A 15,998-nucleotide genomic window follows, 5' to 3' on the forward strand; every position below is an offset into this window, starting at 1 on the left:
GCCTCACAGAAAACCCGGTGGGGAGTGCTACGTGCTCCGGCGCAGAGGCCGGAGCACGGCTCCCTAGAGCTTGCCGATCCCGGAAACGAGGGCCGCACGGCCTTCGTCGAGCTTGTAGGACAGACCAATCACGGCAACGCGGCCGTCGTCGATGGCGTCGGAAATCACACGTGAGCTGTCAGCAAGACGGGCTGCGGTCTGCTTGACGTGCTCCACCACCATCTCGTTGACGTCGTCCTGGTTGTTGCGCCTCGCCGTCAGGACCGACGGGGTGATGCGCTCCACGAGATCGCGGATGAAGCCCGGAGGCATTTCACCGGTTTCCACAGCGGCCTTGGTAGCCTTCACGGCGCCGCAGCTGTCGTGGCCGAGGATCACGATCAAGGGAACACGGAGTTCGCTGATGCTGTATTCGAGCGAACCCAAGACGGCATCGTCAATGACCTGGCCCGCGGTGCGCACCACGAAGGCGTCACCCAATCCCAGGTCAAAGATGATCTCTGCTGCGAGCCGGGAATCCGAGCAGCCAAAGATCACGGCAAAGGGATTCTGGTTCTCAATGAGTGAAGAGCGTCGCGAAGCATCCTGGTTGGGGTGCAGGGATTCGCCGGAAACAAAGCGTTCGTTGCCCTCGCGGAGACGGCGCCACGCCAGGGCTGGAGTCAGGTAAGTAGGCACGAGCCTTACTTTACGTCGCGGACACCGGAGACCGTGAAACTGTTGCGCGTTGTGGGGCCTACTTTGCGGGGTTCTGCGGGGTTTTAGGGCGAAGAGTGGGCCCTGCAACGTCATCCCCAACCCTTCGGCGAACCCCTGCGCGTTGCGGGGCCTAAGGCTGCGCGGAAGAAGTCGCGGTGGCCGGCGCACTTGCAGGCGGGGCCTGCTCCGCGGACTTCACGACGGCGGCTGCGAGGGTTGCGAACTCATCGAGCTTTGCCGTGCCGCTCAGGACGATAGTGGTGCCGCGGTACTCCAGGACCATGCTGCGCTTTTCCTTGCCGGAGTCCCTCAGCTCCCATTCCTGCCCACCGGCATTTCGGGTGCCGGTCACGGGAAGGTTCTCCGTCTGCTGCAAAACCCACGTGGGGTTGGCCTGGCTGGTCTGGGTGAGTCCGATGAAGTTTTCCTTGGGAGTCAGGAAGCCGATCTCCCAAGTAGGCACCCCGCTGCCGGTCCCGGACTCCCAGCGGGCGTAATTGGGCTTGAATGTGTCGCCGGTATCCGGGGTGACAGGTGTGAATCCCGCCACACCTGTGGCGTTGCGGGCGATGGCCGCCACGTCAACATCAGGCCGGAAACCCTCACCCTTGGGCGCCGGGTTCATCAAAACGATGGGGAGGAAAGCCAGGACGCACAACAGCAGCGCAATGACCATGCCAATGACCGAAGCGTTGGCCCGCTTGGCAGCTTTCGCCGCAATGACGGGTTTAAGGGGGCGTCCGGGGTTGCCGGAACATGGTTGGCGTTGGCCGTTACAGACTCGGAGGGGTTCTCTGCTGCGGGCTTGTCCTGCGTTTCACTCACCCCTTCATGATCCCTTATCCCGGCGGGGAACACACATCCGCCAACCTCACCACAGAGAATAGGGGCCGTGGTCATCCAACGACTCCTGGACCACGTGGCGACTATGATCGTTGATAGAGGAACCCCGGGTTGCCCCGCGCAACCATGTCCGGTCCCGTGAATCGTCACTCGAAGAAGAGGTTCAAGTGTCTCCTGCACCAATGACCCAGCAGTATTCCACGATTTCGCCGTCGCTCGCCGTCGGCATCGACGAACCCGACCGCAACCTTGCGCTTGAACTCGTCCGTGTCACCGAGGCCGCGGCAATTGCCGGTGGCCACTGGGTAGGTTTCGGTGACAAAAACAAGGCAGACGGCGCCGCCGTGGATGCCATGCGTTCGTTCCTTCACACCGTCCACTTCAACGGCGTTGTGGTCATCGGTGAAGGCGAAAAAGATGAAGCCCCCATGCTGTTCAACGGTGAGCAGGTAGGTGACGGCACCGGTCCCGAGTGCGACGTCGCCGTCGACCCCATCGACGGAACCCGCCTGACCGCCCTGGGCATCAACAACGCCCTGGCAGTTCTGGCCGTTGCCGAGCGCGGATCAATGTTTGATCCCTCCGCCGTGTTCTACATGGAGAAGCTCGTTACCGGCCCCGAAGCCGCCGACATGGTGGACCTTCGCCTGCCCGTCAAGCAGAACCTGCACCTTATTGCCAAGGCCAAGGGCGTCAAGGTCAACCAGCTCAACGTCATGATCCTGGACCGCGACCGCCACCGCCCCCTGGTGGAAGAGATCCGCGAAGCCGGCGCGCGCACCAAGTTCATCATGGACGGAGACGTCGCCGGCGCCATCGCAGCAGCCCGCACCGGCACCGGCGTCGACGCCCTCATGGGCATCGGCGGCACACCGGAAGGCATCGTTGCAGCCTGCGCCATCAAGTCGCTCGGCGGTGTCATCCAGGGCCGTCTGTGGCCCACCTCGGACGACGAGAAGCAGAAGGCGATCGACGCCGGACACGACCTCGACCGCGTCCTGTCCACCAATGACCTCGTCACTTCGGACAACTGCTACTTTGCAGCAACCGGCATCACCGACGGCGACCTCCTCCACGGTGTGCGCTACCAGAAGGACCGCGTCATGACGCAGTCGATCGTGATGCGTTCCAAGTCCGGAACCGTGCGCTTCGTAGAGGCTGAGCACCACGCGTCCAAGTGGGAGACCTACGCGCGCAAGCCGTAACCCCTAGGCAGCTAACAGAAGGACGGCGAGCATCGCTCGGCGGCTATCTCCTCGTACCTCGTCGATTTGATGCCGCTTTCGCGATACTCGCCGTCCTTCTCTGCGTCCTGCCGAGTTCCGGCTTCGCGCTGATAGGGGCTGGAAGGGGCTTAGCGGAGTTTGTCGCGGAGTTTTCTGGCCAATTGGTAGGCGCCGTAGCGGACCTTGTTGACTGGGAGGTCCCACGTGCCGGGGTAGGAGACTTCACGTCCGCCGAATGACTTCTTGAACGCCGTGAAGCCTGCCCATTTGTGGTCAGGTTGGTCCTCGGGGGCTACGCCCCAAAGGTCCACGTGGTTGAGTCCCTTCTCCTTGGCATCGGCCATCAGCGTTACCAGCAAGGGGATTCCCGCGCTGAGCTTGCGGTGGGTGTCATCCAAAGCAGCGTGGGCATAAACACGGGTGTCAGAGGAGTCGTACGCGAAAGCGGCGGCGATTGGTTCGCCCTCGAGTTCAGCAATGAACAGGGTGCCGGCGCCTTGGGGGAGCAGGGAAGCGGCAACTTGGCTGAGGTATTCGTCGCTTTGGGGCTTGAAGCCGTTCCGTGCGGCTGTCAGGTGGAGGAAGTGCAGGAGAATTTTGATGTCTGCAGGATCCTGGGAAGCGCGGAAGGTTACGCCCTTCTTGTGGATGTTCCGGTAGAGGTTCCTGTTGGTCGGCTTCATCCCGGCCAGGACGTCCTTGAAGTCTCCCTCAAGATCCACAATCCAGCTAAGCTCAGGCTGCTGGTTGACCGGCGCCGGCCGCAAGCCGCGGGCACGAAGGAGGGCACCGGCGTCGGACGCTCCAAAGCCTGCCGCGGCGGGCTCCAAGCGCACGAACACAGCGTGTTCCTTCTTCGCCAGAGCCACCAAAGCTGCTGTGGCGGCGTCGAAAGCTTCAACAGACTCGGCCACAGGGCCGTAGGGAGCGTAGATGACTTTACCGGCGGGGTTCTTCTCCTCAATGGCGAGGAAACTCCAACCAGGTCCGGACTGTTCGTGAACACGCCGTCCCAAGGAACGCTGGACATCCGCCCAGGCGGGCGTTTGCAGGAAAAACTCCATGGATCAGTTCCCCAGGCCGGTGGTCACTGCGAACGCGACACTGACGTCCGTTGCGCCCTGCACGGGGTGGACGTTGACGGGTGCTTCGATGTCCGGGATGAACGCCGAGGTGCCCCGGTCAAGCCGGAGGTCGCTCTTGGGGGAGTCGAGCAACACCGAGCCGGACACCACCACCACTACGGCCGGCCCTGTCTGTGCCAACGGCACCGGCTCGGCACCTGGGCCAAGTTCAATGCGCTGGAGCTGGAATTCCTTGAAGGGCGGCCGGTACAGCTCCTGCCCGAATTCCGTCCCGCTGACCTGGACGCGGGGAACGCCAAGAGCCTCGAATCGCACCGTGCGCAGCAGCTCAGGAACGTCCAGGTGTTTGGTGGTGAGGCCGCCGCGGAGCACGTTGTCCGAGGATGCCATGACTTCCACGCCCAGGCCGTGGAGGTAGGCGTGGATGTTCCCGGCAGGCAGGTAGACGGCCTCTCCGGGCTCCAGGGAAAGGTGGTTCAGGAGGAGGGAGATCAGGACGCCGGGGTCGCCGGGGAACGCCTCATTGATGTCCAACATTGCAGCCAGCACTTCACGGTGCGGTTCCAGGGGAGCGCCCGCGGAGAAGACAGCCACAACTTCGTTGATGGCATCCGATACCTGACTGCCGCCCTCAATGAGCCGGCTGAAGGCTGCTTTCAGGGCATCGGATTCATCCGGGGCGGCAAGGTCTGAAATAACGCTGGTGATCACCGGCGGGACAGCGACGGCAGCGGAATCAAGGATGCGCGCCAAATGCTCAAAAACAGCCTTTGACGCGGCAGGAGCCCGGAAGCCACACAGAGCCTTGAACGGAGTCAGGGCAAAGATCATTTCCGGCTTGTGGTTATCGTCGCGGTAGTTGCGTTCCGCAGCATCCGCCGGAATGCCTGCGGCGTTCTCGCGGGCGAACCCTTCCTTGGCCTGCTCCAGGCTCGGATGTACCTGCAGGGACAGCGGCTGAGCGGCAGCCAGGAGTTTGGTGAGGAAGGGCAGCCGGGGTCCGAATTCGGCGATGCTGTCCGCGCCCAGGCAGCGCAGCGGATCAGAGGCGATCAATGCGTCAAGCGGTTGAGTGACCCCGTTGGGGTGGACGGCTGTGGAGGGGGAGTCCGGGTGGGCCCCGATCCACATTTCCGCCTCAGGACCACCCGAGGCCGGCCGGCCCAGCAACCCGGCAATCGCCGTCGTCGAACCCCACGCATAGGGTCGCAAAACATTCTCAATCTGGTACACGAAAGAAGGTCCTTATCGTCGCGCTGAACGTGGGGGAGGAAGGCAGCTTACAGGGGTGCGCACTGTCCGTTGGTGGCCACCAGGTTTCGGATGCCTTGCTCATCGCCTTGGGCTTTGAGGCCGTTCAGCAACTCAATGGTGATGGGAGTGCCGTCAGGGGTGGTGGTCACCGGTGTGAAGTCGGCCGACGGCGACGGCAGCTGTCCCGCAGGTACGGACCCGGCCAACGGGCCGGCAGCCATGATGGCACCGGCAGCGGGTCCGTCATGGGATACGACGGCGTCACTTGCCTTGGGCGTGTTGGACGGGGCGAGGACTTCCTGGACCTTGGAGTGGATCAGGTCAAAGTCCGGCACAGTGGAGAAGGAAGCATCGAAATCAGGCGGGCCGATGGTGAGGCGCTTGACCGGCTGGTTCTTGGACTTCAAGGCGAGGTCCACAAAACTGCCCAGCTGGTTGGAAGAAATGTTGGAGTCAACCACCTTGGTCCCCGCGTTGGCGATGTCCTCGAACTTGGTAAGGAGAGTCGCCGGGTCCAACTGCTTGAGCATGGCCTGCTGTACGCACTGCTGGCGGGCAATGCGGGCGTAATCATCCACGAATTCGCGCGAACGTCCGTACCACAGCGCTTGGAAGCCATTGAGTTTCTGGTCTCCGGCGGGGATCCAGCCGTCGGGCATGCCGTGAATTCCGTTGGCCTCGTCCGTGACGGGACCACTGATGGGTACCCAGCCGCCGGCCTTGATGCGGATTCCGCCCATGGCATCGATGAGTTTGGCGAAGCCGTCCATATCAACCAGGACATACGCCTGGACCGTGATGCCCAACGTTCCGGACACAGCTTCCAGGGTGGCTTGGGCGCCGGGATCGGCAACTCCCGGATAGAGGTCCTGGTGGTTGTTGGTGACCTCGGTGTTCACAGCGTTGATGAGGCATTCATCACCGCAGTTGTAGCCATCCGGGTAGATCTGGCGCATGGGCGAGCCTTCACTGAACTGCGCATTCTGAAGGTTGCGGGGCACGGAGATGATGGCACTCTCGCCCGTCTTTGCATCAACGCTGATGACGGAGAGGCTGTCCGGACGGCGGCCGGTCCTGTCGTCGCCAGCGTCGCCGCCCATCATGAGGAAGTTATAGCGCCCGTCCACCGGGTCAATGGCCGGACCTGCGTTGAAGATGCTGCCGATCGCATTTCGGCTCACATTCAAAACGTAGGCAAGGTAACCCAGGGATCCACTGGCGATGACTGTTGTCACTGCCAGCACCACGGCGATGATGGGGCGCATTCCCGGGGCCAGGAGTGCCGGCCTGATGATCCGCAGGGTATTGAGGAAAAGGAATGCCCAGCCCAAGGCCAACGCCACCAGGATCACAATGATGAACAACGAGCCCACGGGGTGTGTGGCAAGGCTGAGCAGCATGGTCCGGTTCACCAAGGCAATGAACAGCGTAATCAAGGCCAGGGCCCACACCGTGATGGTGACGCGCAAAGCAATGCGGCCAAGTTTCCGGTCTCCGGCAACAATCTGTGCGCTGCCGGGAACAAAGAGCGTGAGGAGGACCAGCACAAAAGCGCGTTTGGTCCGCACCGGAGCGCTTGCGCCGGAGGGATAGCGGACGGGATCAGTCAGGGCGGAACCGGGCTGAGGCGGGGTCTTGTGCATGGTCATCAACCGCTGCCTTCCTAGCGGGGGCTCCGGGAGGAAGCGTTGGCGGGGGAGAAGACTTCTTCCACTTTGTGGCGCAGGTTCTCGCCCTTCTTGGTGGCCACGTCATTGAGCTCCTGCGCGAAGCTGAGGAGGTCTGCGCGAAGCTTCGAAGCGAGTTCGTCGGTTCCCGAAGCGAGCATGCGAACGGCAAGGAGTCCTGCGTTGCGGGCACCGGCGATGGACACGGTGGCTACCGGGACTCCGGCGGGCATCTGCACGATGGACAGCAGGGAGTCCATACCGTCAAGGGTCTTGAGGGGAACCGGGACGCCGATGACCGGAAGGGGAGTTACGGAAGCCAGCATGCCTGGCAGGTGTGCCGCACCTCCGGCGCCGGCGATGATGACCCGAAGGCCGCGTTCGTGGGCCGTTTGTCCATAACGGATCATCTCGGTAGGCATACGGTGCGCTGAGACCACGTCCGCTTCGAAGGGGATGCCGAACTCAGCAAGGGCGTCCGCGGCTGCCTCCATGACGGGCCAATCGGAGTCCGATCCCATCACGAGTCCAACAAGCGGGGCTGTTGTTTCCGAAGTCATGCAGTCTCCTCAGGGGTGGTCTGTTCCGGTTTGCGGCCGTCACGGATGATGTTGGCCACCGCTGTTGCGCGCTGGCGGACGGAGTCGACGTCCGAAGCCGAGGTGCCAACGAGGTTTACGTGGCCGATCTTCCTCCCCGGACGGACGGATTTGCCGTAGGAGTGCACCTTGGCTGCAGGCTCGAAGGCCAACGCCATGGGGAAGGCCTGGAAGAGGTCCTGGTTCTCGCCGCCGAGGAAGTTCTTCATGACAACTACCGGCGCCAAAGCATCGGTAGCGCCCAGCGGAAGGTCCAACACGGCCCGCAGGTGTTGCTCGAACTGGCTGGTGATGGAGCCGTCCTGGGTCCAGTGACCGGTGTTGTGGGGCCGCATGGCAAGCTCATTGATGAGGAAGCCCACGCCGACTCCAGGCGTTTCGAAGAGTTCTGCAGCCATCACTCCGGTGACGCCGAGTTCGTTGGCAATCCGGAGGGCAGCTTCTTCAGCAGCAGCAGCCACTTCAACGGAAATGTTCTGTGCGGGTGCAATCACTTCGTCGCAGACACCATCCACCTGGATGGTGTGGACAACGGGCCATGCACGGGATTCACCGCTGGGACGCCGTGCCACCAAGGCGGAGAGCTCGCGGCTGAAGTCCACTTTGGCTTCTGCCAGCAGGGGGCTCATGGTGTTAAACCAGTCGGCGGTTTCCATGGCCTCCGCAGGTGAGTCAACCATGCGGACACCCTTGCCGTCGTAGCCGCCGCGGGGGGTCTTCAAAACCACGGGCCAGCCAATCCTGTCGCCGAAGGCAACAAGCTCTTCAACGGTGTTTACCGCTGACCACTCCGGGTTGGGCAGTCCCAGGCGATCGATCGCTGCACGCATCACCAGTTTGTCCTGGGCGTTGACCAGGGCATCGGGGCCGGGCTGGACATTGACGCCGGCATCCAGAAGAGCCTGCAGGTGTTGGGTGGGGACGTGTTCGTGATCGAACGTCATGACGTCCAGGCCCTTGGAGAACTCAAGAAGAGCGTCCAGGTCCTTGTAGTCGCCAATGGGCGCCGTGGCCACTGCTGCCACGGCGGATACGTCCTCACCCTCGGCCAAAACACGGAGTTCGAAGCCCAGGGCGGTAGCGGGCGGAGCCATCATTCGTGCGAGTTGGCCGCCGCCAACAACGCCAATTACTGGAAAAGTCACAAGGTTCAGCCTACCGAACCGGTGGCAGGATCACTGATTCTGCCGCTCTCGGGCACGGTTTTCTGCCGTGGGGTGGGCCAGTATCGGGCTTCTCACAGCCCTCTCAAAGGCGGCTCAAGGAAATCGGCGCTAAAATGGGTACGGCCCATCGGCCCACTTTTCAACGGCCATGGAGGGTCATGATCACCACACTTGCAGATCGCATCCGCGGACTTGCCTCACTTTTTTGGCGTGAGGTAGCAAAGTTCGGCGCCGTCGGCGGTGTTGCTTTTGTCATCGACTCGGCGGTTTTCATCTGGCTGTTTTCCGGTCCGATGCACGGCAGCGAAGTGTGGGCCAAGGCAATTGCAACGATCGTTGCCAGCATTTTCTCCTGGGTGGCCAACCGGTTCTGGACGTTCCGGCACCGCAAGCAGGCAAACGTTGTTCGTGAGGCCGTGCTCTTTGCCATCATGAACCTTGTAGGTTTGCTGATCGCGTCCGGTTGCGTGTGGTTTGCCAAGTACATCCTGGATCTCAATGACAAGCCTTCGCTGTTCATTGCAGGTAGCGTTGTGGGCCTCATCCTGGGCACCATCTTCCGCTTCTTCGCCTACCGCTTCTGGGTTTTCAACGAAGAGCTGGATGCCGAGCCCGAGTTCTCGCACGACCACGAGATCATCGATCTTCACCACAAGTCCAAGAGCGGTTCCGAAACAGGCGCGAATCCTGCAACCGGCGAATTGCCCTCGGTCAAGAATCTTTAGCGCTGGGAACGGCTGACGCGCTCGTTCTCCAGCAGGTGTTCGGTCACCTCAAGATCCGGATGTACCAGGACTACGGAGCCGTCTTCTTTCCACGCCCCCAAAGACGCTGCAAGGCTCGACTCCAGGCCCTCAGCTGCGCGTACCAAAAGCCGGACGCCCGGTTCCTGGGCGGCAGCAAAGCCATCCATGAGTTTTTCATGGGACAGCCCTGTGGTTCCGCGTACGGCGGGCAGGCTTGCCTCGGGTTCGTTATGGGCCATGAACACGTCACCGTGGGATCGGACTTCAGCCGCATAATCCACGACGCCGGATGGCAGCTCACCCGGCCACCGCATCGCAAGTGCCGCCAGCGGAACGGCGACGATCGCCTCGAAGCCGGCCCCGGCGCCGTCGTCGGGCTTGTCCGTTGCCAGCAGGTCCGCCGAGCTATGGTCGAAGACCACCTCCATGCCCAGTTGCCAGGCGGCCAAGGCCCACACGAACGACTTCCAGTGCGCCGGGAGATCCAGCCGGATTGACATTCCTGGTTCGGCGTCAAGTTCGTCCTGGAGCAGGTTGCTGGTTTTGGCCACCCAGTTGTCCAGGACCCGGCCTGAAAGCTCAACCCGCTCGGAGTCGGGGCCGTACCACGTGAGGCGTGGTGAGGTTGAATGCCCGGATCTCAGGGCGGTCATCAGGTTCGCTGCCGGGATGCTCATGCGTCAATCTTGCCACGCTGATTCCGCGGCGTGCCGGGGCAAGGTGGCGCGATTGTGAAATGCGACACACAAGCGTTTGTCCAGTCGATGGCCTCTTGGATCCAGGGACTCGGATTTCCGCGGAAATTCAATGAAAGTTCACGTAAGCCGAGGGAGGGCTTCCATTTGGCGCTGCGACACGCGGCGGCGCGGTCAGAATGTTGGGCGTGGCGCATCCCACGTTTTTACAGATTCTTGATTATTATCCCGGCGCGGCTTGACTGACGGGTAGTTACACGCGTGTAATTAGTAATCAACGCCGCTGCACAGATACCCGGAACGTCACCGGGAATCGGAAACACATCCAAGCAGCAGCTGCAAAATCAGGAGGGACGCCATGGGGCAAGCGTTGCGTATCCAGGAAGATGCAGTCGTCGCAGAACATGCGTCGGTGAAATACCGTTCGCGGGAAGTACCGGGGGATTGGTACGTTGACCCGGCGGACCCGGAGGCGGCAGACCGGTACAACCAGAACGTGCAGCAGTCGCTGGAGGATCAGGCTACGGCCCTCCTCGCCGCACATGAGGCCTTGATTGGTGACCTGCCGGCCGGGCCGGACGAAGATTTGGACGACCCTCCCATGGAGTTGCGCCGTCCCCTTGAAACGCCGGGGCAACCTGTGTGGATTGGCCTTCCCCAGGGGGACTTCGATGACGAAGGCGAACTGGGCTGGCAGACTGACGCTTTGTGCGCGCAGACCGATCCTGAAGCCTTCTTCCCGGAGAAGGGCGGGTCAACCAGGGATGCCAAGAAGGTCTGCGGAGCGTGCAACGTCCGCTCGCAGTGCCTGGAATATGCTCTCGCCAATGATGAGCGGTTCGGAATTTGGGGTGGACTCTCCGAGCGGGAGCGTCGCCGGCTAAGGAAGCGAGCGGTCTAATTCTCAAGGAAGTGCATGTTACCGCCGTCGTGGTTTCCCACGACGGCGGCAACTATCTGCCCAGAACATTGGCGGCATTGTCGGACCAGACGCGTCCGGCAGATGCCGCCATTGGCGTTGATACAGGTTCGGCGGATAACTCGCTGGAGCTGCTCAGCGAGGCTCTTGGCCGGGACCATGTGACCTCGTTCCATCATGCGAAGTCAGGTTTCGGTGCAGCCATCCGTGCCGGTCTTCAGGTGCTCGCCCCCTCTGCTGGTGCGGCCGATGGGGGCAAGGACAGCGCTGCCGGGGAAAGTTCCGGCGCGCAGTCCGTCGAATGGATCTGGCTCCTGCACGACGACGCCGCACCAGCGCCGGATGCCTTGGCGGAGCTTCTTCACGCTGTTGAACGCGCACCCTCCGTAACCGTGGCAGGCTGCAAGCAGCTTGGCTGGGACAACAAACGGCACCTGGTGGATGTGGGACTCTCAACCAGCCGCTGGGCTGAACGCCTGACGCTGATTGACGCTGACGAAGTGGATCAAGGGCAATACGATGCCCGCACCGACACCTTCGCGGTGAACTCCGCGGGCATGCTGATCCGCCGCGATGTGTGGGAACTGTTGCAAGGATTTGACCCCGCCCTGCCCGGGAGCGGCGATGACGTGGACTTCTGCTGGCGAAACTGGCTCGCAGGAAACCGCGTAGTTGTAGTCCCTGCTGCCCGCATGTTCCATGTGGAGCACCGCCCGCATGGACTGGGCACCTCCTCCGCTGCACGAAAAGCCCAAATCCACATGCGGCTCAAGCACACGCCGTGGTGGAATGTACCGTTCCAGGCGGTGGGCGCCTTGTTCGGTGCCGTGATCCGGCTCGTGCTGAGCATCCTGGTCAAGGAACCGGGGTATGGCCTCTCTCAGTTCAGCGCCACAGTGGCTGCGCTCATCCGCCCCGTTGCCATTGCCAAGGGCCGCCGCGTCGCAGCCGGAACACGCCGGGTCCACCGATCCGTGGTGCGCGGGCTGCAGACACCCACGCGGGAGGTGCGAGCCAACAGGCGGTCCTTGCTGGAAGCCATCCGGCCAGCCGATGAAACGCCGGCCTACTCCGATCTCCTTGCTCCCGAGCCCAGCGGAGACGCTGCAGATGATTTCGCGGCGCTGGCCACCAACGAGCGCGGCTGGGTAGGCACAGGTGCCGTGGCTGCTGTTGTGCTGGCCCTCGCCGCAGCACTGGTAGGACTGTTGGGACTCCTCCGTTCAGGCATTGTGGCCGGCGGGGGCCTCCTGCCTCTCTCAACCGCACCGGCAGATATCTGGGCCAACGCTTCCACTTGGTGGATCTCCTTGGGCGCTGGACTGCCCGGCCACGGCGATCCTTTCGGCTATGTGCTGTGGCTGCTTGCACTTGTTGGAGGCGGTGACGGCAACGCCGCCATGGTGTGGTTTCTGATCCTTGCCATGCCGTTGTCCGCTCTGGGTGCCTGGTTCGCGGCAGGCGCACTGACCACCAAACGCCGTTTTCGGATGGCCGCAGCCCTGGCATGGGCCGGGGCTCCAGCTCTGCTGATTGCCATCAACGAGGGCCGTGCAGGGGCTGTGGTAGCCCACGTCATGATGCCACTGCTGCTCTTGGCGCTGATTCGCGCCTCCGGCTCCTCAATCGCCCAAGGTCCGGCGTTGGCAAGGACACAGTTCAGCCGTCGACCAGCCGCCATAACCGGAAAGCCGGGCATTAACGGAACCCCGTCCTGGACTGCCGCTGCCGCAGCAGGTCTTGCCATGGCCGTGGTCACCGCCTCGGCGCCGTCGTTGTTGGGTCCGGTGATTGTTGCTGTGGTTCTGGCCGCCGTGGTCCTGGGGCAACGGGGCAAAACACTGTGGTGGTCACTCCTGCCTACCCTCGCCTTGTTCCTGCCCTATGGCATATCCGTGTTGGACAGGCCACGCTCGTTGCTGGCCGATCCCGGACTGCCAATGACCTTTGAAGCCGCGCCGTTGTGGCAGCAGCTTCTTGGCCAACCGCTGGCGTTTGATGTGGACGGCGGATTGACCGGTTTGGCGGTTTTCGCACCGGGCGCTGTGCCGTGGGCCCTGTTGCTGGCTCTACTGGTCAGTGCACCAGTCCTGATCCTCGCGGTGGCCGCCCTGTTCCTGCCCGGTAAACGAGCTGCGTTGGCGCGGGTCTTCTGGTTGGTTGCCTTGGCTGTCCTTGCCAGCGGCTGGCTGGTGGGGCACGTAGCCACCGGGGTCAACAACAACGTCATTGTTGGCCCGTTCACAGGCCCGGCCGTTTCAGCAGCTGGTGTGCTGCTCCTTGGGGCTGCCATCCTCGGTGCTGAGAAGCTCTTCTCTGCTCCCCGCCAAGCACCTAAGACTTCAAGTCGTTCGCTGCCGCTCCGGCGCATTGCCTCCGCTGTTGCCATGACGCTCCTGGTTGCCGGGCCCCTTGCAGGCATGGCCGCCTGGGCTGCCCAGAATGTTCTTCAGCCCACACCGATTGCCGGATCCAATGCCGCAACCGGGAACGGCGCTCCGGCATCTTCCCTGGGGACACCCCGCCAGGTTTGGCCCGTGGATACGGGAACGCTGCCGGCCACCGCCGTGGATCGTGGACAGGGACCCGAGCGCACGCGAACATTGGTGATCACCAGCGGCGAGCAGGGGGCCTTCTCCTCATCACTGATGCGTGGAGCCGGCACCACCCTGGACAGCTTGTCCACCATTGCCTCGGCCCGGACCCTCATTGGTGCGCCCGGACGTGAGGAAATTGCGGAAGACGACGCCGCAACGACCTCCCTGCGCCGGGCCGTGGCTACCATAGTGGCTGGCACGGGCGTGGACCCACGGCCTGACCTTGAACAGCTTGGCGCCGGATTCATCGTCCTTAAAGCAGAGGACAACGCCGCCCAGCTCACCGCCAGCAGGATTGACGCAGTCCCGGGACTGGTGGCCGTTGGTCAAACCGACGCCGGGTGGTTGTGGCGTGTGACCCCCCGGAACCAGGAAGCCGCAACAGCGGCTGACACTGCACACCGGGTGCGGATAGTGGACTCCCAAGGCGCTCTGGTCAGTACTTTGCCGTCTGAGGAAGTCAACGTGGATGCCACGGTGCCGTCAGGGGGCGAGGGCCGTAAGATCATCCTCGCCGAACGTGCCGATCCCGGCTGGACCGCGTGGGTGGATGGTCGCCAACTGCAGGCCACAACCTCCGGATGGTCACAGGCGTTTGAGTTGCCTGCCAGCGGCGGGGACCTTGAAATCCGTTTCACCAACCCCTGGGCCCTGTGGTTCGGATTATTGCAGGCGGTGGTGATCGGATTGACGGTTCTGTTGGCTGTACCGATGCCCGCGCGCCGTAGCCGTACCGGCATGTCGAGGGACGAAGTATCCCTCCGTAAGGAGTACAGCAGTGTCTGAGGACCAAAAGAACCCGTCCGCCGGCAGCCATGGGGCCCCGGCGCCTGCCAAGTCCCGCAGCACCAAGGCCCCCAGCACCAAGTCCCACAGCGCCAAGTCCCGCTCCAGCAACGGGGGTTCCGGCAGCCGCAGCTCCAACAAGGGTGTCATCACCGGCGTTCTCTCCGCCGTGGTTATCCTGGCGGCGGGCGGAGGGGCGGTGGCCGCCACTTCCATGGTGCCCGAGCCTTCCGGCGGAACCACCATGGATATCCGCCAGGCAGACGTACCGGCCGGCCGGGCCCTGGGAGTTTGTCCGGAACCGGCGCGGCTGGTGAACGGAACAGTAGTGGGAACCGACGCAGAATTCAGCCCCGTCTCCACCACTGCTGCCAGCGCCCTGAACGCGGTGGTGCTGAGCAACCCAGCCGGGACGGTGCCCGGCAGCAGTGTGGCATCGCTCGGTGGTGGCATGGTGGCGAAAATCGCGGACGCGCCAACCAGCACTCCCACGCCAACTGTTGGACCGCCGGTTCTTGCAGCCGGCGTTGCGTCCATTAGCCCTGTGACCTCGCCGGCAGTAGTGGGCGCCGATGCCGTGGGAAACGAGCAGGCGTCGTTGGCTGCGAACCTCAGCTACTCAGCCACTGACGGCGATCTCCGGGGGCTGGCATCAACTCAATGCCAGCCGCCGGGAAACGACTCCTGGCTTTTGGGCGCGAACACGGCCGTGGGCCGGACCGCGGTTCTGAACGTAAGCAACGCCTCCGAGACCCCGGCCACTGTGAACCTTGAACTTTATGGAGATGCAGGGCAGATCCAGGCGCCCGGTGCGCGCGGCCTCCTGGTGGCTCCAGGAACCACCCGTTCGGTGAACCTGGCGGGCCTGGCTCCCGGCGAATCCCAACTTGCCGTGCACGTGCGAAGCACAGGCGGACCGGTTGCAGCCACCATCCAACAAAGCGTGCTGCGTGGCATCGCTCCGGGTGGCGTGGAATACCTCTCTCCTGGCGCGGGGCCGTCGAACCAACAGGTGATGTCCGGCGTCGATATTCAGGACCCGGCCGGAGTCAAAGCTCTGGGCGCTAAGTCAGGTTTCGCTGATGCCGTGCCAGCTCTTCAGCTTGCGGTACCTGGATCTACTGACGCCGTGGTCCAAGTCAGCCTTTATGGTGCCAACGGTGAACGCAAGATTCCCAACGGGGGAGTGGTGACGGTCAAAGGCGGGACTGTGGCAACCCTGAACCTTGACGGCGTTCCGGCAGGCAGCTACACGGTCAGGGCCAGTTCCGATGTCTCGTTCCTGGCGTCATCGAGGATAACCCGGGGCGTCAAGGCCGAGGACGCAACGGACTTTGCCTGGTCGCCTTCTTCGGCCCGCCTCGGTAGCCAGCATCTGGTGGCCATACCGCGGGAGGGCCAGAGGTTCTTGAGCCTGGGAGTTCCTGAGGGGCGGGGCACCGTCAGCTACGCTCCGGTGACTGCCGATGGCAAGGTGGGCAAGGCTGTTGACGTTGATATGTCCGGTGGGACCACTTCCATGATTGAGCTGCCTGAGAAGTCCGGGGGCTCGGTGGTGGCCGGATACGTGGTTTCCGCCTCCGGTGACCCGGTGTACGGCGCATTGGTCCTGGGAAAGCAAGGCCGCACCGATGTCTCGGTGGTGGCAATTCAGGATGCAGCCGCAGGACTGCAGAAGGTGCCAGTCTCTGTTGGCTACTAGTCCTGGTTGGCTAC

The 15,998-nt window shown here is 63.0% G+C and carries 13 protein-coding genes; 5 read left to right on the top strand and 8 right to left on the bottom strand.

Translation table 11 applies throughout. The annotated features are described in order from the left end of the window. Positions 1 to 63: 63 nt before the first annotated feature. Positions 64 to 678 (bottom strand): carbonic anhydrase, encoded by a 615-nt coding sequence (locus ABI796_RS06200; RefSeq protein ID WP_141283036.1) that lies wholly within the window; start codon positions 676 to 678, stop codon positions 64 to 66. Positions 679 to 829: 151 nt separating this feature from the next. Next, positions 830 to 1,375, bottom strand: coding sequence for a DUF4245 domain-containing protein (locus ABI796_RS06205; protein ID WP_373092498.1), 546 nt, complete (start codon positions 1,373 to 1,375; stop codon positions 830 to 832). A gap of 349 nt (positions 1,376 to 1,724) precedes the next feature. Between ABI796_RS06205 and glpX the strand changes: the two genes are divergently transcribed. Continuing rightward, the gene (gene glpX, locus ABI796_RS06210; protein WP_174754500.1) at positions 1,725 to 2,747 is read left to right on the top strand and encodes a class II fructose-bisphosphatase; all 1,023 of its coding nucleotides are present in this window, start codon (positions 1,725 to 1,727) and stop codon (positions 2,745 to 2,747) included. 149 nt (positions 2,748 to 2,896) lie between these two features. Here the strand turns inward: glpX and ABI796_RS06215 are convergent, their stop codons facing one another. The 5 genes from ABI796_RS06215 to ABI796_RS06235 are packed head-to-tail and all read right to left on the bottom strand — an operon-like array spanning position 2,897 to position 8,518. Further along, the gene (locus tag ABI796_RS06215; protein ID WP_141283033.1) at positions 2,897 to 3,832 is read right to left on the bottom strand and encodes a lipid II:glycine glycyltransferase FemX; all 936 of its coding nucleotides are present in this window, start codon (positions 3,830 to 3,832) and stop codon (positions 2,897 to 2,899) included. A 3-nt stretch (positions 3,833 to 3,835) separates the two neighbouring features. Then, positions 3,836 to 5,086 (bottom strand): mannose-6-phosphate isomerase, class I, encoded by a 1,251-nt coding sequence (manA, locus tag ABI796_RS06220; protein ID WP_141283032.1) that lies wholly within the window; start codon positions 5,084 to 5,086, stop codon positions 3,836 to 3,838. Between the two features lie 47 nt (positions 5,087 to 5,133). Continuing rightward, complete coding sequence (locus ABI796_RS06225) at positions 5,134 to 6,756, bottom strand: LCP family protein (RefSeq protein WP_141283031.1); 1,623 nt, start codon at positions 6,754 to 6,756, stop codon at positions 5,134 to 5,136. 14 nt (positions 6,757 to 6,770) lie between these two features. After that, positions 6,771 to 7,334, bottom strand: coding sequence for a 5-(carboxyamino)imidazole ribonucleotide mutase (gene purE / locus ABI796_RS06230; RefSeq protein WP_141283030.1), 564 nt, complete (start codon positions 7,332 to 7,334; stop codon positions 6,771 to 6,773). Then, on the bottom strand, positions 7,331 to 8,518 hold the full coding sequence (locus tag ABI796_RS06235; RefSeq protein WP_141283029.1) for a 5-(carboxyamino)imidazole ribonucleotide synthase: 1,188 nt from the start codon (positions 8,516 to 8,518) through the stop codon (positions 7,331 to 7,333). Before ABI796_RS06235 ends, purE begins: the two co-directional genes overlap by 4 nt. A 179-nt stretch (positions 8,519 to 8,697) precedes the next feature. Here ABI796_RS06235 and ABI796_RS06240 point away from each other — a divergent pair, with 179 nt between their 5' ends. Beyond that, entirely contained in the window at positions 8,698 to 9,264 is a 567-nt protein-coding gene (locus ABI796_RS06240) for a GtrA family protein (RefSeq protein ID WP_141283028.1), read from the top strand. Here ABI796_RS06240 and ABI796_RS06245 read toward each other — a convergent pair. Next, positions 9,261 to 9,962, bottom strand: coding sequence for a TIGR03089 family protein (locus ABI796_RS06245; protein ID WP_141283027.1), 702 nt, complete (start codon positions 9,960 to 9,962; stop codon positions 9,261 to 9,263). The two genes, ABI796_RS06240 and ABI796_RS06245, sit on opposite strands and share 4 nt — an antisense overlap. Before the next feature lie 376 nt (positions 9,963 to 10,338). Here ABI796_RS06245 and ABI796_RS06250 point away from each other — a divergent pair, with 376 nt between their 5' ends. Genes ABI796_RS06250 through ABI796_RS06260 form a run of 3 tightly spaced genes read left to right on the top strand, consistent with a single transcriptional unit; the run spans position 10,339 to position 15,984 of the window. Further along, complete coding sequence (locus tag ABI796_RS06250) at positions 10,339 to 10,881, top strand: WhiB family transcriptional regulator (RefSeq protein ID WP_014921116.1); 543 nt, start codon at positions 10,339 to 10,341, stop codon at positions 10,879 to 10,881. Between the two features lie 11 nt (positions 10,882 to 10,892). Further along, positions 10,893 to 14,282: a glycosyltransferase family 2 protein gene (locus ABI796_RS06255; protein ID WP_141283026.1), complete on the top strand. Its 3,390-nt coding sequence runs from the start codon at positions 10,893 to 10,895 to the stop codon at positions 14,280 to 14,282. Continuing rightward, positions 14,275 to 15,984: a DUF5719 family protein gene (locus ABI796_RS06260; protein WP_141283025.1), complete on the top strand. Its 1,710-nt coding sequence runs from the start codon at positions 14,275 to 14,277 to the stop codon at positions 15,982 to 15,984. The genes ABI796_RS06255 and ABI796_RS06260 overlap by 8 nt, the downstream gene beginning before the upstream one ends. The last annotated feature ends 14 nt before the right edge of the window (positions 15,985 to 15,998 follow it).

It is taken from the genome of Paenarthrobacter aurescens, from assembly GCF_041549525.1.
GTDB lineage: Bacteria > Actinomycetota > Actinomycetes > Actinomycetales > Micrococcaceae > Arthrobacter > Arthrobacter aurescens.

Excerpts from the sequence above, each read along its gene's own strand:
- ABI796_RS06225 (WP_141283031.1), bottom strand. The coding sequence starts at position 6,756 with ATGACCATGCACAAGACCCCGCCTCAGCCCGGTTCCGCCCTGACTGAT.
- ABI796_RS06250 (WP_014921116.1), top strand. The coding sequence starts at position 10,339 with ATGGGGCAAGCGTTGCGTATCCAGGAAGATGCAGTCGTCGCAGAACAT.
- glpX (WP_174754500.1), top strand. The coding sequence starts at position 1,725 with ATGACCCAGCAGTATTCCACGATTTCGCCGTCGCTCGCCGTCGGCATC.
- ABI796_RS06215 (WP_141283033.1), bottom strand. The coding sequence starts at position 3,832 with ATGGAGTTTTTCCTGCAAACGCCCGCCTGGGCGGATGTCCAGCGTTCC.
- purE (WP_141283030.1), bottom strand. The coding sequence starts at position 7,334 with ATGACTTCGGAAACAACAGCCCCGCTTGTTGGACTCGTGATGGGATCG.
- ABI796_RS06240 (WP_141283028.1), top strand. The coding sequence starts at position 8,698 with ATGATCACCACACTTGCAGATCGCATCCGCGGACTTGCCTCACTTTTT.
- ABI796_RS06205 (WP_373092498.1), bottom strand. The coding sequence starts at position 1,375 with ATGGTCATTGCGCTGCTGTTGTGCGTCCTGGCTTTCCTCCCCATCGTT.
- ABI796_RS06245 (WP_141283027.1), bottom strand. The coding sequence starts at position 9,962 with ATGAGCATCCCGGCAGCGAACCTGATGACCGCCCTGAGATCCGGGCAT.